The organism is Burkholderia plantarii, from assembly GCF_001411805.1.
GTDB lineage: Bacteria > Pseudomonadota > Gammaproteobacteria > Burkholderiales > Burkholderiaceae > Burkholderia > Burkholderia plantarii.
In genome coordinates this window covers 2,843,165-2,862,962 of sequence record NZ_CP007213.1, presented here as the reverse complement: position 1 = coordinate 2,862,962, position 19,798 = coordinate 2,843,165, and the positions used below count along the sequence as shown (strand labels likewise).

Below are 19,798 nucleotides of genomic sequence, written 5' to 3'. Positions count from 1 at the left end.
AACCTGGAGCGGACAAGCCATCGTGAATACGCAAGTCAAACACCCCTACGCGGATCTCGCCGCGAAGCCCGACGACGAGGATGTCGTCCTCGGCCAGCTGATCCAGGTCGTGCTCGACGACATCTGGCTGCTGCTCGGTATCGCGGCGCTGATCGTCGCGCTCGCGGGCGTCTACTGCTACCTCGCGAAGCCGATCTATTCCGCCGACGCGCACGTGCGGGTCGAAGCCGCGGACAACACGTCCCAGGCGCTCACGCAGACCCAGACGGGCGCCATGATCAACAGCGGGCCGGCCACCCCGGCCACCGACGCCGAGATCGAGATCATCAAGAGCCGCGGCGTGGTCGGCCCGGTGGTCGAGCAGTGCAAGCTGAACTTCTCGGTCACGCCGAACACGTTCCCGCTGCTGGGCGCGATCGCCGCGCGCCTGGCCGCGCCGGGCAAGCTCGCCGCGCCGTGGTTCGGCCTCACCTCGTATGCCTGGGGCGGCGAATCGGCGGTGGTCGATTCGATCGACGTGACGCAGGCGCTGGAAGGCAAGAAGCTCAAGCTGACGGCCGGCGCGAACGGCACCTACACGCTCGCCGACGAGGATGGCGGCCTGCTGCTGCGCGGGCGCGTGGGCGAGCGCGACGAGGGCAACGGCGTGGCGCTGACGGTCAGCAAGCTGGTGGCGCGGCCCGGCACGCAGTTCACCGTGGTGCGCCAGAACGATCTCGACGCGATCACGGCGTTCCAGTCGGCGATCCAGGTGGCCGAGCAGGGCAAGCAGACCGGCGTGATCCAGATCTCGCTCGAAGGCAAGGACCCGGACCAGACCGCGATGATCGCCAACGCGCTCGCGCAGTCGTACTTGCATCAGCACGTGAACAGCAAGCAGGCCGAGGCGAACCGCATGCTCGACTTCCTGAAGAGCGAGGAGCCGCGCCTGAAGTCCGATCTCGAGCGCGCCGAGGCCGCGCTGACCGACTACCAGAGCACCTCGGGCTCGATCAACGCGAGCGACGAGGCGAAGGTCTACCTCGAGGGCAGCATCCAGTACGAGCAGCAGATCGCCGCGCAGCGCCTGCAACTGGCCTCGCTCGAGCAGCGCTTCACGCCCGAGCACCCGATGGTGGTGGCCGCCAACAAGCAGCTCGCGGAACTGCAGCACGAGCGCGACAAGTACGCCGACAAGTTCCGCAGCCTGCCCGCCACCGAGGTCAAGGCGGTGGCGCTGCAGCGCAACGCCAAGGTGGCAGAGGACATCTACGTACTGCTGCTGAACCGCGTGCAGGAGCTGTCGGTGCAGCGCGCCGGCACCGGCGGCAACATCCGCCTGGTGGACGCGGCGCTGCGCCCCGGCGTGCCGGTCAAGCCGAAGAAGGTGCTGATCCTGTCGGCCGCGGTGATCCTCGGCCTGATCGTCGGCACCGGCGTGGTGTTCCTGCGCCGCAACATGTTCCATGGCATCGAGGATGCCGAGCGCGTCGAGCGCATGTTCAACCTGCCGATGTACGGCCTGATCCCGAAGAGCGCCGAACTCGAACGGCTCGACGCCGAGGCCAGGAAGAGCGGCAGCGACCTGCGGCCGATCCTCGCCGTCGCGCGGCCGAAGGACCTCAGCGTCGAGAGCCTGCGCAGCCTGCGCACCGCGATGCAGTTCGCGCTGATGGACGCCAGGAACCGCGTGATGGTGCTGACCGGCCCCACGCCGGGCATCGGCAAGAGCTTCCTGACCGTCAACCTCGCCGCGCTGCTCGCGCATTCGGGCAAGCGGGTGCTGCTGATCGACGCCGACATGCGCCGCGGCGGCCTCGACCACTACTTCGGCGTGCCGCGACGCAACGGCCTGTCCGAGCTGCTGAGCGGGCAGATCGCGCTGGAGGAGGCGATCCGCGAGACGCAGGTGCCGGGGCTGTCGTTCATCCCCACCGGGCAGCGTCCGCCGAATCCGTCCGAACTGCTGATGTCGCCGCGCCTCGCGCTCTATCTCGACGGGCTCGGCAAGCGCTACGACGCCGTGATCGTCGATTCGCCGCCGATCCTCGCCGTCACCGACGCGACCATCTTCGGCGTGCTGGCCGGCTCCACCTTCCTGGTGCTGCGCTCGGGCATGCATACCGAGGGCGAGATCAGCGATTCGATCAAGCGCCTGCGCACGGCCGGCGTGCACGTGCAGGGCGGCATCTTCAACGGCGTGCCGGCGCGCGCGCGCGGCTACGGCCGCGGCTATGCGTCGGTCCACGAATACCTGAGCGCCTGACGCAAACCCAACCACGACCACGACGAGGATCCGATCCGATGAAACTCTCCGTACTCGTGCCGACCTACCGGCGTCCCACCGACCTCGCGCGCTGCCTGATCGCGCTGCAACGGCAGCGGCGCGCGCCCGACGAGGTGATCGTCGTGGCGCGCCCCGACGACGTCGCGACCCACGACTGCCTGGCCGACCCCGCGGTGCGCGGCGCGCTGCCGCTCAAGGTGGCCCCGATCGAGGTGCCGGGCCAGGTGGCCGCGCTCAATCGCGGCCTGGAACGCTCGGACGGCGACGTGCTGGCGATCACCGACGACGACGCCGCGCCGCGTCCCGACTGGCTCGAGCGGATCGCCGCCGCGTTCGACGCCGATTCGCGGCTCGGCGCGCTGGGCGGCCGCGACTGGGTTCACGAGCGCGGCCGCGTGATCGACGACGCGCGGCCGGTGGTCGGCCGCGTCACGCTGTCGGGCAAGCTGGTCGGCAACCATCATCTCGGCGTCGGCGGCGCGCGCGAGGTGGACATGCTGAAGGGCGCGAACATGATCTACCGGCGCGACGCGATCGACGGGCTGCGCTTCGACACGCGGCTGCGCGGCGCCGGCGCGCAGACCCACAACGACATGGCGTTCAGCATGGCCGTGAAACGGCGCGGCTGGAAGCTCGTCTACGACCCGGCGGTGGCGGTCGACCACTACCCGGCCGAGCGCTTCGACGAGGACCGGCGCGACGCCGCCTCGCGCAACGCGATCGTCAACGCGGCCTACAACCTGCACCTGACGCTGCGCGAGCACCTGCCCGAGCCGAAGCGCGAGATCGCCTGGTGGTGGTACCTGCTGGTCGGCACGCGCGTCTATCCGGGGCTCGCGCACGTGGTGCTGTCGCTGGGCTCGCGCAACGGCGCGCGCGTGCGCGAACGCTGGCGGGCGGTGCGGCAGGGCGCGAGCGCCGCGCGCCGCGACACGCCGGCGCGCAGCCAGCCGCTCGCGGCCGCCTGAGCCCGCCGCCCGAACCGGAGCCGCGCGTGAGCCGCCCGCCGCTGGTCCGCCTCGTTGCCCGCCGTGCGTCGCGTCCGGCGCCGCGGTTGCGTCGCGAGGTAGCGCCTGAAGCGACGCATGGCGCCACGCAGCCCGGCACGACGCGCCCCGGCCCGCCGCCGCGCACCCCCCGATCATCCGAACCCGGAGCCCTCGCATGACCGCCACGAACGTCCACGTTCATCTGTTCTACGGCGCCGATCCGCGCACCTATCGCCCCGGCGACAACATCGGCTGCCTGTACGGCTATCACCATGCCGAATCGGACGAGTTCGCGATGAGCTATTCGCGCGACGCGCGCGAGTCGCGCTTCGTCGGCCTCGCGCGGCGCGCGCTGAAGGCCGCGCTCGGCTTCGACGCGATCCATGCCTGGCGCAATCGCGAGGCGCTGCTGGCGGCCGACGTGATCTGGACGCACACCGAGCAGGAGCATCTGGCCGCCGCGCTGGTGCTGAAGCTGGCCGGCGCACGCGGCACGCGCGCGCTGCTGCTCGCGCAGAGCGTCTGGCTGCTCGACCGCTGGCCGCATTTTGGCGCGCTGCGCCGCTGGGTCTACCGCAAGCTGCTGGCGCGCGCCGACGTGCTGACCACGCTCGCGCGCGACAACGCGCTGCTGTGCCGCGAATACCTGCAGCGCGACGCGGTGCAGGTCTACTACGGGCTCAACACGCAGGATTTCCCGGTGCGTTGGCCCGAGGCCTGGACCCCGCACCGGCCGCTGCGGATCGCCGCGATCGGCAACGACCGCGACCGCGACTGGACCACGCTGATCGAGGCGTTCGGCGGCCTGCCGCGCTACGAGGTGAAGCTCGCCACGCGGCGCCGGATTCCGCGCGAGCTGCATCGCGACAACGTCGAGATCGCCTCGGTGTCGGGCATCGCGCGCCAGCGCGAGTTCTACGACTGGGCCGACGTGATCGTGGTGCCGCTGCGGCCGAACCATCACGCCTCGGGCATCACCGTGATGCTGGAGGCGGCGGCGGTGGGCAAGCCGATGATCGTCAGCGACGTGGGCGGCCTCGCCGACTATTTCCCGGGCGACTGCGCGGCCTACGTGCCGGCCTTCGACGCGAGCGCGATGCGCGGCGCCGCCGATCTCATGGTCGAGCGGCCCGAGCGCGCGCTCGGGTTCGCGCGCGCGGCCTCCACGCGGCTGGTCGAACGCGACCTCACCACCGGGCAGTTCGCCGCCCAGCACGCGCGCATCACGCGCGAGCTGCTGCAGCGCCGCCGCGCGCCGGCCGGCGCCGCCGCGCCGCTGCCGCTGGCCGACTCGCGCACACCGTCCAACTGAGCCCGCCGCCGCCATGAGTACGCCCGCCGTCCCCGCCGCCGCGCCTTTGCGGGCTCGCTCGCGCAAGCGCGCGCGCCGCTTCCTGAGCGAGCCGAAGCACTGGGCCGCGCAGACGGGCCTCTGGACCATCACCGCGCTGCTGATCCTGGCCCACCAGGGCTCGGTGCTCACGCTCGCGTTCCCGGCGCTGTCGATCGCCACCGGCCTGTGGCTGTACTTCCGCAGCCCGGCGCGCTACGTCGGCTTCCTCTGGTGGATGTGGTTCCTCGGCCCCGAGGTGCGCCGCCTCGCCGACTGGTCGCGCGGCGCCTACACGCCCACCAGCCTGATCCAGATCGCGCCGCTCGCGGTCACCATGATCGCGGGGCTCGGCCTGCTGCGCCACTATCGCGTGCTCGCGCAGCGGCGCGGGCTGCCGATGCTGATGATCCTGCTCGGGCTCGGCTATGCCTATCTAATCGGCCTGGTGTCGGCCGGCGTGCTGGCCGCCACCTACGATCTGGCGAACTGGATCTACCCGGTGCTGATCGGCTTCCACATCGCCGTGAACGCGCGCGACTACCCCGAGTACCGCGAGGTGATCATGTCCACCTTCATCTGGGGGATGCTGGTGATGGGCGCCTACGGGATGGTGCAGTTCTTCATCATGCCGAGCTGGGACGTGCTGTGGATGGTCGGCTCGCAGATGGCCTCGCAGGGCGAGCCGGTGGCCTACGGCGTGCGCGTGTTCAGCACCATGAATTCGTCGGGGCCGTTCGCGTTCGCGATGATGGGCGCGCTGGTGTTCATGCTGGCCGCCACCCAGCGCGTGCGCTGGCTGGCCGGCGCGGCCGGCTTCATCGCGTTCATGCTGTGCCTGGTGCGCTCGACCTGGGGCGGCTGGGTGATCGCGCTCGCGGTGCAGCTCGCCAAGTCGTCGAACCGCGTGCGGGTGCGCATGGTGGTGGGCGCGATGGTGCTGGCCGGGCTGTCGGTGCCGCTGCTCACCGTCGGCCCGGTGGCCGACCGGCTCGGCCAGCGGCTCGAATCGATCACCAACCTCAAGGACGATCGCAGTTACGACGATCGCAACAAGTTCTACGCCACCTTCGCGCAGACCGCGTTCACCGACGTGGCGGGCGAGGGGCTCGGCGCGACCGGCTCGTCCACCAAGCTGTCGAGCGACAGCGGCGAACTCGGCAAATACGGCAGCTTCGACAGCGGCGTGATGAACGTGCCGTTCGTGCTCGGCTGGCCCGGCACGCTGCTCTACCTGTCCGGCACGCTCTGGCTGCTCGCGCGTGCGCTGCGCGTCTCGTTCCGGCTCAAGGACGACAAGTACGTGGCCGCCTGCGTGAGTCTCGCGATCTCGATCTTCGCGATGCTCGTCTTCACCAACTCCCTGATCGGTACGGGAGGGTCGTTGCTGTTCATGAGTTTGTTTTCGATCTTGTCCGCGTCGCACTGGCAGAAGATCCAGCGAGCCGCCGCCGGACGCATACGGGGAGTAGACCAATGAGAATCGCCATCGTCACCCACGTGGTACGCCACAACGACGGGCAGGGGCGCGTCAACTACGAGATCGCGCGCGCGGCGCTGGCCGAGCAGTGCGACGTCACGCTCGTCGCCTCGCACGTCGCGCCGGAGCTGCTCGAGCATCCGCGCGTGCGCTGGATTCCGGTCCGGCCGGGCCGCTTCTGGCCCACCAACCTGCTGCGCCAGCAGGTGTTCGCGCTCAAGAGCGCGCTGTGGCTGTCGCGCCATCGCGCCGAATACGACGTGCTGCACGTCAACGGCTTCATCTCGTGGGTGCGCGCCGACGTAAACACCGCTCACTTCGTGCATGGCGGCTGGTTCGCGAGCCGCTATTACCCGTTCGCGCTGACCAAGGGGCTGTGGTCGGCCTACCAGTACGTCTACACGCGCGCCAACACCGTGCTCGAGCGCTGGGCCTACCGGCGCTCGCGCGCGATCGTGGCGGTCTCCGGGAAGGTGGCCGACGAGATCCGCCGGATCGGCATCGACGGCAGCCGCGTCGGCGTGATCTACAACGGCGTCGACACGCGCGCGTTCGCCGGCGCGCGGCCCGACCGCGCCGCCTACGGGCTGCCCGACGACGCGTTCCTGCTGCTGTTCGTGGGCGACCTGCGCACGCCGCGCAAGAATCTCGGCACGGTGCTGAAGGCGCTCACCAAGCTGCCCGAGCACGTCCACCTGGCGGTGGCCGGCTACCTGCCCGGCAGCCCGTATCCGGACGAGGCGCGCGCGCTCGGGCTGGAGCGGCGCGTGCATTTCCTCGGGCTGGTGAAGACCATGCCGACGCTGATGTCGTCGGTGGACGCCTACGTGTTCCCGTCGCGCTACGAGGCGATGAGCCTGTCGCTGCTCGAGGCGATGGCGGCCGGCCTGCCGGTGGTGACCGCGCGCACCGCCGGCGGCGCGGAGATCATCACGGCCGACTGCGGCGTGGTGCTCGACGATCCCGACGATCCGCACGCGCTGGCCGGCGCGATCGGCGAACTGGCGCGCTCGCGCGAGCGCTGCCGTGAAATGGGCGCCGCGGCCCGCGAACTGATGGACCAGTTCGGCTGGGCGCAGATGGGCGCCCAGTATCTCGCGCTGTACCGGCGGCTGATGCCGTCTTCCCAATCATCGGCGCACGGCGCGCCCGGCCCCGCCGCGGTCGCCGGACCCGCCCCCGTCGCCACGCAGGAGCCATTGTGATGAAAGACGTTTCCCCCTCGACGATCAAGTCGCTGCAGATTGGCATGCACTGGTTCCCCGAACGCGCGGGCGGCCTCGACCGCATGTACTACTCGCTGGTCGGCGCGCTGCCCGGCGCCGGCGTGGCCGTGCGCGGCGTGGTGGCCGGCTCGGGGCGCGTGGCGGCCGACACCGGCGGCGCGATCCGCGGCTTCGGGCCGGCCTCGCAGTCGCTGCCGCGCCGCATGATGGCCGCGCGCAGCGCGCTGCGCGACGTGATCCGCAACGAGCGGCCCGACGTGGTGTCGTCGCATTTCGCGCTCTACACGTTCCCGGGGCTCGACGTCACGCGCGGCATCCCGCAGGTCTCGCACTTCCAGGGGCCGTGGGCCGACGAGAGCCAGGTGGAGGGCGCCGATTCGCTCGGCCAGCGCGCCAAGCGCTACCTGGAGCAGGCCGTCTACGCGCGCGCCTCGCGGCTGATCGTGCTGTCGAGCGCGTTCGGCGAGATCCTGACCTCGCGCTACGGCATCTCGCAGGACAAGGTGCGGATCGTGCCCGGCTGCGTGGACACCGCGCAGTTCGACCTGCCGATCACGCAGGCCGAGGCGCGCCGCAAGCTGCAGCTGCCGGTGGGCCGGCCGATCGTGCTGGCGGTGCGGCGGCTCGTGCGGCGCATGGGGCTCGAGGACCTGATCGAGGCCGTGAACACGGTGCGGCGCCGCCATCCGGACGTGCTGCTGCTGATCGCCGGCAAGGGGCGGCTGGCCGAGGAGCTGCAGCAGCGCATCGACGCCGCCGGGCTCGGCGACCACGTCAAGCTGCTCGGCTTCGTGCCCGACGAGCATCTGGCCGCGCTGTACCGCGCGGCCACCGTCAGCGTGGTGCCGACCGTCGCGCTCGAAGGCTTCGGGCTGATCACGGTGGAGTCGCTGGCCTCGGGCACGCCGGTGCTGGTCACGCCGGTGGGCGGGCTGCCGGAGGCCGTCTCGGGGCTCTCGCCCGACCTCGTGCTGCGCGGCACCGGCGCCGAGGCGATCGCCGAGGGGCTCGAAGGCGCGCTGTCGGGGACGCTGAAGCTGCCCGACGCCGACGCCTGCCGGCGCTACGCGCGCGAGCACTTCGACAACGCCGTGATCGCGAAGCGCGTCGCGCAGGTGTATGACGAGGCGATCCGGGCGGGTTGAGGCGGCGGGTTCGGTTCGGCGGGCGCGTCGTTCGCCGGGCCACGCGACGCCGCCCGACGCGGATTGATGCTACGAAGTGCGAGCTGATCGCGCCAGCCGGCGGGCGTGGTTCGGTCCGTTACGTTGCATCAGGGAATTTCCGGCGGCCGGAAGCGAAAAGCCCGTCGCGGCCGGACGGCGCGCGGAGCATCGGGTATGGCGAGAGCGTGTTGAAGACGTGCCGCGCGGCCTCAATGCCGCCCGGCGCGCCATTGCCCCGGCGCGATGCCGAAGCGGCGCGTGAACGCGTGCGTGAACGCGCTCTGGTCGGCGAAGCCGACGTCGGCGGCGATCGCGGCCAGCGGGTGGGCCGGATTCGCGAGCCGCAGCACGGCCGCGTCGAGCCGCAGCTTCAGCAGGTAGCGATGCGGCGTCTCGCCGAACGCCTCGACGAACAGCTGATGGAACCGGCGCGGGCCGAAGCCGCAATGCGCGGCCAGGTCGGCCACGCGCAGCGGTTCGGCGAGCCGCGCGCGCAGCCAGCGGTCGATCCGCGCGAAATCGAGGCCGGCGCCGCCGCCGCGCCCGGGCGGCGTGCCGAGCAGCGCCTCGCAGAGTCGCGTCGCGGCCTGCCAGTGGAGCCGGGGCGGCGGCGCATGCATGGCGGCTTCGGCGCCGCGCGCGGCGCCCCTGTCCACCAGCGCGCCCGCCAGTTCATCCACCAGCGCGCCGAGCGCCGGCGTCAGCACGAACGGCCGCGCGCGGTCGAACAGCCGTTCGGGCACGGCCAGCGAGGCCACCGGCAGATCCAGCACCAGTTGACGATTCGGGCCGAGGCCCGCGTAGTCGTGGCGCGCGCCGGCCGGAATCAGCCAGGCGCACCGGCCGTCGATGCGCTCGGCCACGCCGTCGACGGCCATCACCATCGTGCCGTCCACGCCGAGCACGACCTGATGGAAGTCGTGGAGGTCCGACGCCTCGGCCACGCCGTAGCGGCGCAGCGAGACGGACGGACCGGCGACGGGGTGCGGATGCATCGTGGATGGCGCGTGAGGCGGCGACAAGGCGCGAGGAGCGGCCCGGTGCGCCGGCCTCAGACGGCCAGCAGCTCGACTTCGAACACCAGCGTGGCGTTCGGCGGAATCACGCCGCCCGCGCCGCGCGCGCCGTAGCCGAGCGCGGCCGGGATCGTCAGGCGGCGCGTGCCGCCCACCTTCATGCCCTGGACGCCTTCGTCCCAGCCCTTGATGACCATGCCGCCGCCCAGCACGAACACGAACGGGTCGTTGCGGTCCTTGCTCGAATCAAACTTCTGGCCGTCGGTCAGCCAGCCCGTGTAGTGGACGGTGACGGACTGGCCGCTCTTGGCCTCGGCGCCCGTGCCTTCGGTCAGTTCTTCATACTTGAGGCCCGAATCGGTGGTGACGACGGTCATCTGCAACTCCTGAATTGAACGGAAAACCGCCATTGTAGGGGAGCCGGGCGCGGGCGTCGCGGCTTCGGTTTCCGTGCCCGCCGGCATGCGCGGGCGGGGCGTTCGAATGCGGCGCGCGCCACGTCTGCGGTATTCTCTACCCCGCGTTCCGGAAGAACTTCGTGCCGGCCACGGCGGCCGGCGTGGCGATGTCGGTGGAGATCCTCGGCCGGGTCGCCGGGGCCGCCGCGCGCGACGGCATCATGCGCGGCCCCGAAGTGGTCAACCGCTGCGTGCGAGCGGATCGGCCGGCCGAGCGTGACAGTCCACCTGCACCCCTGTGTCATATGAACATCGAGGAATCCGACGTGATGACGGCGATACGCGAAACCGGCGCGCATCTCGGTGATGTCCATGGCGGCGATCCGCATCGCGGCCACCTGGGCTCGGGCAGCATCGACTTCGCGGAGGTGTTCCGCGCGCCGGTGTGCTCGGGCCGCGCGGGGCCGAGTCCGCGCGAGTGCTTTTCGTCGCGTGCGATCGGGCAGCCGCTCGAAGCAATCCACGCGAGCGGGCGCAAGCTCCGGGAAGACGGGCGCGATCCGGTCTCGCACGCGCTGCGCTGCGCGCGCGCCCGGCCGAGGTCCATGCGGGAGGCGCTCCGGCAGGCCGGACGCGGCCGTCTGCCATGAGCACGACACGCGAGATCGGGTTCGCGGCGCTGCTCGCGCAACTGCGCGACGCGGCGCCGGGCGCGCGCCGGCTGGTGGCCGTGGCGGGGCCGCCCGGCGCCGGCAAGAGCACGTTCGCCGCGCGGCTGGTGGCGGCGCTCAACGACGGCGCGCCCGGCCACGCGGCGCTGCTGGCGATGGACGGCTTCCACTACGACGATCGCGTGCTGAACGCGCGCGGCCAGCGCGCGCGCAAGGGCGCGCCGCATACGTTCGACGTCGACGGCCTGGCCGCGATGCTCGCGCGGCTCGCCGCCGACGACGGCCGCGATGTCGCCGTGCCGGTGTTCGATCGCGAGATCGAGATCGCGCGCGCGGGCGCGGCGATCGTGCCGGCGGCGGCGCGCATCGTGGTGGTGGAGGGCAACTACCTGCTGCTCGACGATGCCGCCTGGGCGCCGCTGCGCGCCGCGTTCGACACCACCGTGATGCTCGAGGTGCCGCGCGCGGTGCTGGTCGAGCGGCTCGCCGCGCGCTGGCACGGCTACGGGATGGACGAAGCGGCGATCCTCGCCAAGCTCGACGGCAACGACCTGCCGAACGTCGATCTCGTGTTGGGCGGCTCGGTGCCGGCCGATTTTTGCGTCGTCAACGGCCAGCATTGACGCGCCGTTCCGGTTTCTCGTGACGGGGCGCCGCTGTCAGCGGCCTGGCGCGCGCCGCGCCGCCTCGTCCGTTTCCCCCTCGAGTTCGAACTGATAGCCGACGCCGTAGATCGAGCGGATGAAGTCGCGCTCGGGCCGCACCGCCTGCAGCTTGCGTCGCAGGTTCTTCACGTGGCTGTCCACGGTGCGGTCGGTGACCACGCGATGGTCGTCGTAGAGCCGCCGCAGCAGGAAGTCGCGCGAATAGATGCGCCCCGGGTTGTCCACCAGCAGCGCGAGCAGGCGCAGCTCCACCGGCGTCAGGTGCAGGTTGCGGCCGTCGAGCCGCGCGACGTGATGGTCCGGATCGATCTCGAACGGCGTTGCCGCCGGCTCGCCGGGCGTCGGCTTCGTCGCGTTGTCGATGCGGCGCAGGATCGCCTTCACGCGCGCCACCACCTCGCGCGGGCTGAACGGCTTGCAGACGTAGTCGTCGGCGCCGAGTTCGAGGCCGAGCAGCCGGTCGATCTCGTCCACGCGCGCGGTCAGGATGATTACCGGCGTGGTCGAGAAGGTACGCAGCTCGCGGCAGATGTCCAGGCCGCCGCGCCCCGGCAGCATCAGGTCGAGCAGCACCAGCGCCGGCGCATGCGCGCGCACGTGCGGCACCACCTCGCGGCCGTCCGCGACGATCGCGGTGGCATAGCCTTCCGCATGCAGGTAGTCCACGAGCAGCGCGGAGAGCTTCGGCTCGTCCTCGACGATCAGGATCGACGGGCCGCGACGGTCAGTGTTCATGGTCGGGCTTCAGGGAGGGGAACCGCATCAGGATCCAGAGACCGCCGAGCGGGGAACGGCGCGCGGCGATGCTGCCGCCGTGCGCCTCGACGATGTGCTTGCCGAGCGCGAGGCCCAGGCCCGAGCCGCCGCTCTGCCGGCTGCGCGAGACGTCCACGCGGAACAGCCGGTCGAACACGCGCGGCAGCATCGCGTCGGGCACGCCCGGATGCGAGTCGAGCACGTCGACGCGGGTCTGCTCGCCGTCGGCCTCCACCGTGATCCGCACCTGGCCGCCCGGGTCGGTGTAGCGCAGCGCGTTTTCCAGCAGATTCTGCAGCAGCTGCGCGAGCCGGTGCGGGTCGCCCGAGATCGGCACCGGCTCGCGCGGGATCCGTGCGTCGAGCGTGATCCGCTTCGCGCCGAACCGCTCGCCGAACGATTCGGCCGTGATCTCGGCCACCCGCGCGACGTCGACCGGAATCATCTCGAACGAGAGCGCGCCGATGTCGGCCAGCGACAGCTCGTGCAGATCGTCGATCAGCTTGCTGAGCAGCGCGATCTCGGCCTGCAGCGAGGCGAAGGTGGCCGCATCGGGGCGGCGCACGCCGTCCTCGAGCGCTTCCAGCTCGCCGCGCAGCACCGCCAGCGGCGTGCGCAGCTCGTGCGAGATGTCGGCGAAGAAGTCGCGGCGCGCGCGCTCGGCCGCCGCCAGCGCGGCCGCGAGCCGGTTGAAGTCGGCCGCGAGCCGGCCCAGCTCGTCGCCGCCGTGCTCGGGGACGCGCACCGCGTAGTGGCCGTCGGCCAGCTCGTGGGTGGCGTGGACGATGCGCCGGACCGGCGCGAGGATGCGCCGCGCCAGCACGATCGCGACCAGCGCCGAGAGCAGCACGGCCGCGATCGCGATGAGCCAGGTGGCGCGCAGCTGCTGGGTCTGGAAGCGCCGGTCGGCCTCGTAGAAGAAGCCGCCCGGCTTCGCGACGGCGAGCCAGCCGACCACCGCGCCGTTCGCGCGCAACGCGTGCAGCGGCGTGTCGGGCGGCGGCGGATAGCCGGCGATGCGGTGCCTGGCGGCGTCGTAGAGCGCGATCGGCGGCGGATGCCGGAAGCCGGGCGGGCCGCCGTGCCAGCCGCCGCGCGGGACGGCGCCGCTCGCGAAGGCGGGCGCGCCGGGCGGCCAGCCGGGCTCGTGCGGCGCGCCGTCCCTCCAGGCCGGACGGGTGCCGCCGCGAGCGTCGGGCGGCCAGGGCGCGTTGGCCGTCGAGGCCGGCGCGGGGCGGGCGGCATCCTGGGTGTCGTGGCCGGCGCCGTCATGCGGCGGCGCACCGGGCCGGCCGCCGTCATTGCCGCCGCCGTTCAGGTCATCGCCTTGGCCGCCGCTTCGCTCACCACCCCGATCTTCGGTCCTGCCGGCGGCGCGCGGTGGCCCGCCCGCCGCGCCGGGCCAGCCCGCGCCGCCGCCGTCCGGCGCGGCGAACCCGTCGCCGGGCCAGCGCGGGCCGTGGCGACCGTCCGGCGCCAGGCCGCCCCAGCCCGCCGGATCCCATTCGTCGGCGTGCTCGGCGCCGCTCGCCGCGCGCGGCAGGATCGGCGCGACCGAACGCATGAAGGTCTGCCACGCGGCGGGCCGGTCGGTGACGAACGCCCAGTTGCCGTGTTCCGCGTAATCGTGTTCGAGCGCCTTCGTCACGCGATCCACCAGCTCGTCGTCGCGCCCCACGAGGTAGCGGCCGAAGCCGCTCTCGAAGCTGTAGCGCATCGCTGCGCTCATCGCCAGCGCGACGGCGATGCAGGTGACGAGGATCGCGAGGAACAGTTTCGACGTGAGTCCGACTTTCATGCTGGATGGGCGAGGCGAGCGATGGCGGGCGGTGGTGGCGCGCGATGGCGGGGCGGTGCGGCCGGCCCGGGCCGGCGGGCGCGGGCCAAACCTGGCCGCGCGCCGTCGTGGTCAGCCGCGGATTGTCCGTCTTTTGCGCGCGGCGTGCGGCGGCACGGTGGCCGATTCCATATTTTCTCCTCAATTCCCCCATTTTTGATGCGCATTGCGGATTTAGTCTCGAACCGCTCGCGCCACGTCCCGGACGGCGTCGCGCGGCAGCGGCGCCACCGGGCGCCGTCTCGCCTTGAATCCGCCTCGACGCCATTGATAAAAACGGATCGTCCATGAGTATCAACGTTCTCGTCATCGAGTCGAACGAAGCCGTGCGCGACGCCATGCGCACGCATTTCAGCAAGCACCGGATGGAGATGTCCGTCTGGTATTCGGCCGCCACCCTGGTCGAGCGCGTGCAGCGCGAGTGCCCGTCGGCGATCGTGATGCGCGCCGGGCCGATGATTCCCGACACCTACGCTGCGCTGCGCCAGCTGCGCGCGGCCGGCTACACGATGCCGGTGGTGGTGGTCGGCGACGAGCCCGACGTCAGCGACAAGGTGGTCGCGCTCGAATTCGGCGCCGACGACTATCTGGCCGTACCCGTGAACCTGCTCGAACTGTCGACGCGGATCCGCACCATCCTGCACCGGCCGGTCGGCCCCTCGGCGGGGGTGATGGTGGTGCCGCCGCCGCGCACGATCGGGCCGATCGAGATCGATTTCGCCGGCCGGCGCGCCAGGAAGCACGGCCGCGACCTGGGGCTGCGGCCCAGCGAATTCGCGTTGCTGAAGGCGTTCGTGAGCCATCCGCTGCAGGTGCTGTCGCGCTCGACGCTGCTGGGCCTGCTGCAGGTCGGCGACGAATCGCGCTCCGAGCGCGGTCTCGACGTGCTGGTGTTCCGGCTGCGCGCGCTGATCGAGGACGATCGCGACCGGCCGCGCCATATCCAGACGATGCGCGGGCGCGGCTATATCTTCGTGCCGCCCGTCGAGGGCGAGGCCGCGGCGGCCTGAGCGGCGGCGCGCGCCGCCGCGGGGGCCACGACCGGGGCGACGCCGGGCGGGACGCCGCGCCGATGTCGGGGGCCGTCCGAACGGAGGAGGCGGGCCCGCTGCGCCGGTTTCGCGCGAGCGAGGCGAGCCGCCGGCGTTCGGCGGTGGCGTTCGCGTGTCCGGCGCGCGCCGCGCGGGTTCGCCGCCGGCAAACCGGCACCGATCGCGGGCACGGCCGAGCCGCCTGGCGTTCGACCCATGAGCCGGGCGTTGTATTTTTGCCGCCGCCGCCGATTTTTCACGGCGCGCCACCCGGCCCGACACCGTTCCCCAGACCTCGCCGGTTTCAAGCCGGGCCTGCCGCCCAGGCCCGGCGGGCCCCCGCGCGGCACGCGCCGTTTGGAAGCACGGCACTAAGCCGGGACTTGCGCGGATGCGACGAATCGCCGTATCTTTACATTGTTCAATGTAATCGATTTGGCGCGCGATCCGCCCCGCGACCCGGGCCAGCCGCCCGGGCGGCGGGACGCGTCGCGTGCCGCAAGGAGCCTCGACGATGTCCGATTCGTCCGCCGCCGCCGTCGCGGCCGGCATCATGCCCGTGCGTCGGGACCTGCGCTTTCCGCTGCCGGTCGAGCGCGCCAAGGATTGGCACGGCCAGGGGCCGGCCGTCACGCACTTCTTCAACGCGCTGTCGCTGCTGTTTCCGGCCGGCGAGCGCTTCTTCATGGATTCGGTGCGCAATTACCGCGACCGCATCGACGATCCCGTGCTCAGGCAGCAGGTGCAGGGCTTCATCGGCCAGGAGGCGATGCATACGCGCGAGCACGTGGAATACAACGAGATGCTGCAGGCCAACCGGCTGCCGGCGCGCAAGCTCGACCAGCGCGTCTGGAAGGTGCTCGGCTGGATGAAGCGGGTGATGCCGCATTCGATGCAGCTCGCCCACACGGTGGCCGCCGAGCATTACACGGCGATGCTGGCCGGGCTGCTGCTCGACGATCCGTCGCGACTCGACGGCGCCGAGGACGGCTACCGGCAGATGTGGATCTGGCACGCGCTGGAGGAAACCGAGCACAAGGCGGTGTCGTTCGACGTCTGGAACGCGGTGATGGCGCCGGGGCCGAAGCGCTACCTGATCCGCATCGGCACCTACCTGCTGACCACGCTGACGTTCTGGCCCACGGTGTTCCTGATCCACACGCGGCTGATCCGCGCTGACCGCACCGCCGACCACCGCGTGCGCGGCATGGGGCGCGTGATCCGCTTCCTGTACGGTCCGCGCCACGGCGTGTTCCCGCGCATCGCGCGCGAGTGGCTGAGCTTCTTCCGGGCCGATTTCCATCCGTGGGATCACGACAATCGCCATCATCTGGCGAAGGTCGCGCAGCTGGTGGCCGAGAACGAGGCGCGGCAGGCCGCGTGGGCCGAGCCGTCGGTCCCGGCGGTGCGGCGGCGGCTCGGCACGGCTTGAGGCGGCCGAAGCGGCTGCGGTGCGGTTCGAGCGGCCCAGGCGGCTCGCGACGGTTCGATGACACGATTTGTCATGCCACGCGGGCGGTCCGGCCGCGCGGGGTGCGATCGGGCCAGAGCCGGCCGGTGACGGTGGAAAAGGCACCGGGCAGGCGGGGCGGAGGCTGAACCAGACGGCGGCGACACGGCGAGTGTCGCCGCCGTTTTCGTTTTCCCGACCGCCCGGGGGCCCGGCAGCGGAACCGCGCCGCCGCCGCGCGATCCGATCATGTGCCCCGATTTGATCGGCGCGCGCCACCGTGTTTTTGCTGTCTGCGCGATACTGTCCCCATATCAAGGATCTGCCGCCTCCATTTGCGTGCGGCGCTTTTCCACGGCCGCACGCATCGATTCGCCGGCATCGGTCCCTTGCAATCATCCGAAAATGGACTAATCTTGTTAGTCAATTCACTTTGAGACTAACAGCCATGTCTCTACCCGTATCGACCCCGCTTCCGTCCGCTCCGCAGCCGGACGCCACGCCCGCGCAAATGTCCGCCGCCGGCCTGCGTGCGTTCTTCAATATCGCTCGCGACTGGGATCTGTCGACCGACGAGCAGATCGTGCTGCTCGGCTCGCCGGGCCGCTCGACCTTCTTCAAATGGAAGGCCTCGCCGCAGACGGCGCGGCTCGCGCGCGACACGCTGGAGCGCCTGTCGCTCGTGCTCGGCATCTACAAGGCACTGCAGATCCTGCTGCCGCCCGAGGCGGCGGACGGCTGGCTCAAGCGGCCGAACCAGGCCGCGCCGTTCAACGGCGGCCGCGCGCTCGACCGCATGCTGGCCGGCAACGTCGGCGACCTGCTCGCGGTGCGGCAGTACCTGGACGCGGTGCGGGGAGGCTGGGCGTGACTTCAGCCGATTGCTCGACCCGCTGGCCCGTCTCGAGGCTCGACTGGGCGCCCGCCTATCGTGTGATTCCCACCCGTTTTCCCGCCATCAACCTGTTCGACCGTGTCGCGTCGGCCGACGATTTCGAGGCGCTCTACGCGCTCGAGGCGATGACCAACGACCGCGTGCGCGCCGAGGTCGGCCACCTCGACCTGGTGCCCGCCGGCGAGCGCCGCTTCGGCCCCGGCTACGGCCCGATCATGGCCGCCTTCACGCATCTGAACCCGCAGGGCAGCCGCTTCTCCGACGGCAGTTACGGCGTGTTCTACTGCGCGCGCTCGCGCCAGACCGCGATCGCCGAGACGCGCCACCACACCGGCCTGTTCCTCGCCGCCACGCGCGAGGCGCCGATGCGCCAGCAGATGCGGCTCTACACCGTGCTGGCGCAGGGCGAGGCGGCCGACATCCGCGACTGGCCCGGCCGCGATCCGGCGCTGCTCGACCCGGTCGACTATTCGGTCGGGCAGGCGTTCGGCCGCATGGTGCGCGGCGCCGGCTTCGCGGGGCTCGTCTATCCGTCGGTACGCGACCCGGGCGGCGACTGCCTCGCCGCGTTCCGCACCTCGATGCTGCGCGATTGTCATCACGCGGCTTATCTCGAATACAGCTGGAACGGCACGGCGATCGACGCCGTGTTCGAACTGAACCAGATCGGCTGACCTGGCCGACCGCGGTCCTCTCACTTTCGGAGTGCTCGATGAAGAATCTCCCGATGTTGCTGCGCAATCGCCCGCGGATGTGGATCGCGCTCGTGATCGGCGTGGCGGTCGCCTGCGTCGTGCCGGGCCTGCATCATCCGTTCGCGCGCGCGCTGGTGGGCTGGGATCTCGCGGTGTGGCTGTATCTGGCGATGATGTGGCTGCAGATGTCGCGCGCGCATTACGACAAGGTGCGCGAGATCGCGGTGCGCGAGGACGAGAGCGCGACCACGGTGCTGACGATCATCTGCCTCGCGACGGTGGCGAGCGTGGCGGCGATCGCCGTCGAGCTGGCGAGCGCGAAGAGCCTCGCGCTGCGCGCCGGCCTCGAGCATTACGCGGTGACGGGCGCGACGCTGTTCGGCGCGTGGTTCCTGATCCCGACCATCTTCACGCTGCATTACGCGCGGCTCTACTACCAGTCGCCGAAGGAGGCGCGCGCGCTGCAGTTCCCCGATCGCGATCTCACGCCCGATTACTGGGATTTCCTCTATTTCTCGTTCACGATCGCGGTGGCCTCGCAGACCTCGGACGTGACGCTGAACAGCCGCTCGATCCGGCGCGCGGGGCTCGCGCAGTCGATCCTGTCGTTCTACTTCAACATGGCCGTGCTCGGCCTGTCGATCAACGTCGCGGCGGGGCTGCTCGGCAGCTAGCGGGTTCCGCGCCGCCGCCGCGCCGTGTCCGCCGCCGGTCGTGTTTCGCCTCAGCGTGCCATGTCGTAGGGACCGCCGCGCGCCAGCGCGCGATGGTAGGCCGGCCGCGCATGGATCCGTTCAAGGAACGCCCGGATCGCCGGCAGTTGCGCGACGGTATCGGCGCGCGAGGCGGCCGCCTCCAGCGGGAAGCTCATCTGCACGTCGGCGGCGCTGAACGCGTCGCCGACGAACCAGCCCGTGGCGCGCAGCGATTCCTCGATATAGCCGAGATGCAGCCTCAGTTGCGGATCGACGAAGCTCGACTGCAGCGTCGCCGCGATCTTGCGCGCGATCGGCTTTGCGAAGAACGGCATCGGCGCCTGGGCGATCCGCATCGCCACCAGCTTGAGCAGCAGCGGCGGCATCGCCGAGCCTTCCGCGTAGTGCAGCCAGTAGGTGAAGCGCCGCCGCTCGGGCGTGCCGGGCGCGGGAGCGAAGCGCGAACCGGTGTCGTAGCGTTCGAGCAGGTATTCGATGATCGCGCCCGATTCGGCGATGGTCTCGCCGTCGTCGGTCAGCACCGGCGACTTGCCGAGCGGATGCACGCTGCGCAGCGCGGGCGGCGCGAGCATCGTCTTCGGATCGCGTTCGTAGCGCTTCAGCTCGTAGGGCACGCCGAGTTCTTCGAGCAGCCACAGCACGCGCTGCGAGCGGGAATTGTTGAGATGGTGGACGGTCAGCATGGGCCTGTCGGTGAGCGGGACGGTGAGCGGGACGGTGGGCGAGTCGGAGCGGCGTTCGCATCGGCGCGTGCCGCGAGCGGCAGTGACCCGCGGCGAGCGGCCGGCGGCGCGGCGGGTATCCTGCCGGTGAACCTTCCACCGCGCGAGCCGCCCGGCGCATTCGCGCCTCCACCGCGGCGAGACCTGCCGATGCCGCTGCCGACGACCCGGGTGATTCTATACACGGACGACGCGACCCGGTTGAAGGTTTTCTACCAAACCCACTTTGGACTGCCGACGATCGAGGTCATCGCCGGCGAACGGGGCGTGCTCGATGCCGGCGGGATCGAACACGCGCTGCATCGGGCCGGCAAGCCGTACCGGCATGCCGCCGGCGGCGTGGCCGGAGCCGGATCGAACGCGAAGTTCGTGTTCCGCGTCGACGACGACATCGAGGCGCGCCATGCCGTGCTGGTGCGGGCCGGCGTCCCGATGCGCGTGATCCGGTGCCACGACGGCTTCCGCCATCGGCTCCGCGACGGCACCGAT

Annotated in this window: 19 protein-coding genes; 13 read left to right on the top strand and 6 right to left on the bottom strand. The window is 71.4% G+C overall.

Annotation, left to right across the window (positions count from 1 at the left end):
* The first annotated feature begins 19 nt into the window (after positions 1 to 19).
* From bpln_RS28840 to bpln_RS28815, 6 genes are all read left to right on the top strand, one after another.
* Positions 20 to 2,245 carry a polysaccharide biosynthesis tyrosine autokinase gene (locus bpln_RS28840; protein ID WP_042628556.1) on the top strand — a complete coding sequence of 742 codons (2,226 nt, stop codon included), beginning with the start codon at positions 20 to 22 and terminating at the stop codon, positions 2,243 to 2,245.
* Between the two features lie 38 nt (positions 2,246 to 2,283).
* The gene (locus bpln_RS28835; protein WP_042628555.1) at positions 2,284 to 3,234 is read left to right on the top strand and encodes a glycosyltransferase family 2 protein; all 951 of its coding nucleotides are present in this window, start codon (positions 2,284 to 2,286) and stop codon (positions 3,232 to 3,234) included.
* A 196-nt stretch (positions 3,235 to 3,430) separates the two neighbouring features.
* Positions 3,431 to 4,567, top strand: coding sequence for a glycosyltransferase (locus bpln_RS28830; RefSeq protein WP_055140734.1), 1,137 nt, complete (start codon positions 3,431 to 3,433; stop codon positions 4,565 to 4,567).
* Positions 4,568 to 4,580: 13 nt separating this feature from the next.
* Complete coding sequence (locus bpln_RS28825; protein WP_055140733.1) at positions 4,581 to 6,065, top strand: glucose-6-phosphate isomerase; 1,485 nt, start codon at positions 4,581 to 4,583, stop codon at positions 6,063 to 6,065.
* A complete protein-coding gene (locus bpln_RS28820) occupies positions 6,062 to 7,270 on the top strand; it encodes a glycosyltransferase family 4 protein (RefSeq protein ID WP_042628552.1) in 1,209 nt (402 codons plus the stop codon). The genes bpln_RS28825 and bpln_RS28820 overlap by 4 nt, the downstream gene beginning before the upstream one ends.
* Entirely contained in the window at positions 7,270 to 8,436 is a 1,167-nt protein-coding gene (locus tag bpln_RS28815; protein ID WP_042628551.1) for a glycosyltransferase family 4 protein, read from the top strand. The genes bpln_RS28820 and bpln_RS28815 overlap by 1 nt, the downstream gene beginning before the upstream one ends.
* A gap of 230 nt (positions 8,437 to 8,666) precedes the next feature.
* Here the strand turns inward: bpln_RS28815 and bpln_RS28810 are convergent, their stop codons facing one another.
* Positions 8,667 to 9,452 carry an AraC family transcriptional regulator gene (locus tag bpln_RS28810; protein WP_055140732.1) on the bottom strand — a complete coding sequence of 262 codons (786 nt, stop codon included), beginning with the start codon at positions 9,450 to 9,452 and terminating at the stop codon, positions 8,667 to 8,669.
* Positions 9,453 to 9,508: 56 nt separating this feature from the next.
* Entirely contained in the window at positions 9,509 to 9,850 is a 342-nt protein-coding gene (locus bpln_RS28805) for an FKBP-type peptidyl-prolyl cis-trans isomerase (protein ID WP_042628549.1), read from the bottom strand.
* A gap of 188 nt (positions 9,851 to 10,038) precedes the next feature.
* On the opposite strand from bpln_RS28805, the gene bpln_RS34685 reads away from it, so the two are divergent.
* Both bpln_RS34685 and bpln_RS28795 read left to right on the top strand, forming a co-directional pair.
* On the top strand, positions 10,039 to 10,521 hold the full coding sequence (locus tag bpln_RS34685) for a hypothetical protein (RefSeq protein WP_175937993.1): 483 nt from the start codon (positions 10,039 to 10,041) through the stop codon (positions 10,519 to 10,521).
* Positions 10,518 to 11,165 (top strand): nucleoside/nucleotide kinase family protein, encoded by a 648-nt coding sequence (locus bpln_RS28795; RefSeq protein WP_042628548.1) that lies wholly within the window; start codon positions 10,518 to 10,520, stop codon positions 11,163 to 11,165. The genes bpln_RS34685 and bpln_RS28795 overlap by 4 nt, the downstream gene beginning before the upstream one ends.
* A 36-nt stretch (positions 11,166 to 11,201) precedes the next feature.
* On the opposite strand, the gene bpln_RS28790 is transcribed toward bpln_RS28795, so the two are convergent.
* A complete protein-coding gene (locus bpln_RS28790) occupies positions 11,202 to 11,942 on the bottom strand; it encodes a response regulator (RefSeq protein ID WP_042628547.1) in 741 nt (246 codons plus the stop codon).
* Positions 11,932 to 13,761 carry an ATP-binding protein gene (locus bpln_RS28785; RefSeq protein ID WP_055140730.1) on the bottom strand — a complete coding sequence of 610 codons (1,830 nt, stop codon included), beginning with the start codon at positions 13,759 to 13,761 and terminating at the stop codon, positions 11,932 to 11,934. Before bpln_RS28785 ends, bpln_RS28790 begins: the two co-directional genes overlap by 11 nt.
* A gap of 326 nt (positions 13,762 to 14,087) precedes the next feature.
* On the opposite strand from bpln_RS28785, the gene bpln_RS28780 reads away from it, so the two are divergent.
* The 5 genes from bpln_RS28780 (at position 14,088) to bpln_RS28760 (ending at position 18,545) form a co-directional block, all read left to right on the top strand.
* Complete coding sequence (locus bpln_RS28780; protein WP_055140729.1) at positions 14,088 to 14,810, top strand: winged helix-turn-helix domain-containing protein; 723 nt, start codon at positions 14,088 to 14,090, stop codon at positions 14,808 to 14,810.
* Between the two features lie 535 nt (positions 14,811 to 15,345).
* Positions 15,346 to 16,263: a metal-dependent hydrolase gene (locus bpln_RS28775; RefSeq protein WP_042628544.1), complete on the top strand. Its 918-nt coding sequence runs from the start codon at positions 15,346 to 15,348 to the stop codon at positions 16,261 to 16,263.
* A 466-nt stretch (positions 16,264 to 16,729) separates the two neighbouring features.
* On the top strand, positions 16,730 to 17,152 hold the full coding sequence (locus tag bpln_RS28770) for an MbcA/ParS/Xre antitoxin family protein (RefSeq protein ID WP_042628543.1): 423 nt from the start codon (positions 16,730 to 16,732) through the stop codon (positions 17,150 to 17,152).
* Positions 17,149 to 17,850 carry an RES family NAD+ phosphorylase gene (locus bpln_RS28765; protein ID WP_042628542.1) on the top strand — a complete coding sequence of 234 codons (702 nt, stop codon included), beginning with the start codon at positions 17,149 to 17,151 and terminating at the stop codon, positions 17,848 to 17,850. Before bpln_RS28770 ends, bpln_RS28765 begins: the two co-directional genes overlap by 4 nt.
* A gap of 38 nt (positions 17,851 to 17,888) precedes the next feature.
* The gene (locus bpln_RS28760) at positions 17,889 to 18,545 is read left to right on the top strand and encodes a DUF1345 domain-containing protein (protein WP_055140728.1); all 657 of its coding nucleotides are present in this window, start codon (positions 17,889 to 17,891) and stop codon (positions 18,543 to 18,545) included.
* A 50-nt stretch (positions 18,546 to 18,595) separates the two neighbouring features.
* On the opposite strand, the gene bpln_RS28755 is transcribed toward bpln_RS28760, so the two are convergent.
* Together bpln_RS28755 and bpln_RS36885 are read right to left on the bottom strand one after the other, a co-directional pair.
* Positions 18,596 to 19,270 (bottom strand): glutathione S-transferase family protein, encoded by a 675-nt coding sequence (locus bpln_RS28755; RefSeq protein WP_055140727.1) that lies wholly within the window; start codon positions 19,268 to 19,270, stop codon positions 18,596 to 18,598.
* A 216-nt stretch (positions 19,271 to 19,486) separates the two neighbouring features.
* The gene (locus tag bpln_RS36885; RefSeq protein ID WP_055140726.1) at positions 19,487 to 19,777 is read right to left on the bottom strand and encodes a hypothetical protein; all 291 of its coding nucleotides are present in this window, start codon (positions 19,775 to 19,777) and stop codon (positions 19,487 to 19,489) included.
* Between the last annotated feature and the right edge of the window lie 21 nt (positions 19,778 to 19,798).

Coding starts and splice junctions, on each gene's coding strand:
- bpln_RS28760 (WP_055140728.1), top strand. CDS start 17,889: ATGAAGAATCTCCCGATGTTGCTGCGCAATCGCCCGCGGATGTGGATC.
- bpln_RS28820 (WP_042628552.1), top strand. CDS start 6,062: ATGAGAATCGCCATCGTCACCCACGTGGTACGCCACAACGACGGGCAG.
- bpln_RS28830 (WP_055140734.1), top strand. CDS start 3,431: ATGACCGCCACGAACGTCCACGTTCATCTGTTCTACGGCGCCGATCCG.
- bpln_RS28785 (WP_055140730.1), bottom strand. CDS start 13,761: ATGAAAGTCGGACTCACGTCGAAACTGTTCCTCGCGATCCTCGTCACC.
- bpln_RS28775 (WP_042628544.1), top strand. CDS start 15,346: ATGTCCGATTCGTCCGCCGCCGCCGTCGCGGCCGGCATCATGCCCGTG.
- bpln_RS34685 (WP_175937993.1), top strand. CDS start 10,039: ATGTCGGTGGAGATCCTCGGCCGGGTCGCCGGGGCCGCCGCGCGCGAC.
- bpln_RS28770 (WP_042628543.1), top strand. CDS start 16,730: ATGTCTCTACCCGTATCGACCCCGCTTCCGTCCGCTCCGCAGCCGGAC.
- bpln_RS28805 (WP_042628549.1), bottom strand. CDS start 9,850: ATGACCGTCGTCACCACCGATTCGGGCCTCAAGTATGAAGAACTGACC.
- bpln_RS28835 (WP_042628555.1), top strand. CDS start 2,284: ATGAAACTCTCCGTACTCGTGCCGACCTACCGGCGTCCCACCGACCTC.
- bpln_RS28825 (WP_055140733.1), top strand. CDS start 4,581: ATGAGTACGCCCGCCGTCCCCGCCGCCGCGCCTTTGCGGGCTCGCTCG.
- bpln_RS28815 (WP_042628551.1), top strand. CDS start 7,270: ATGAAAGACGTTTCCCCCTCGACGATCAAGTCGCTGCAGATTGGCATG.
- bpln_RS36885 (WP_055140726.1), bottom strand. CDS start 19,777: ATGGCGGAAGCCGTCGTGGCACCGGATCACGCGCATCGGGACGCCGGC.
- bpln_RS28810 (WP_055140732.1), bottom strand. CDS start 9,452: ATGCATCCGCACCCCGTCGCCGGTCCGTCCGTCTCGCTGCGCCGCTAC.
- bpln_RS28780 (WP_055140729.1), top strand. CDS start 14,088: ATGAGTATCAACGTTCTCGTCATCGAGTCGAACGAAGCCGTGCGCGAC.
- bpln_RS28755 (WP_055140727.1), bottom strand. CDS start 19,270: ATGCTGACCGTCCACCATCTCAACAATTCCCGCTCGCAGCGCGTGCTG.
- bpln_RS28795 (WP_042628548.1), top strand. CDS start 10,518: ATGAGCACGACACGCGAGATCGGGTTCGCGGCGCTGCTCGCGCAACTG.
- bpln_RS28790 (WP_042628547.1), bottom strand. CDS start 11,942: ATGAACACTGACCGTCGCGGCCCGTCGATCCTGATCGTCGAGGACGAG.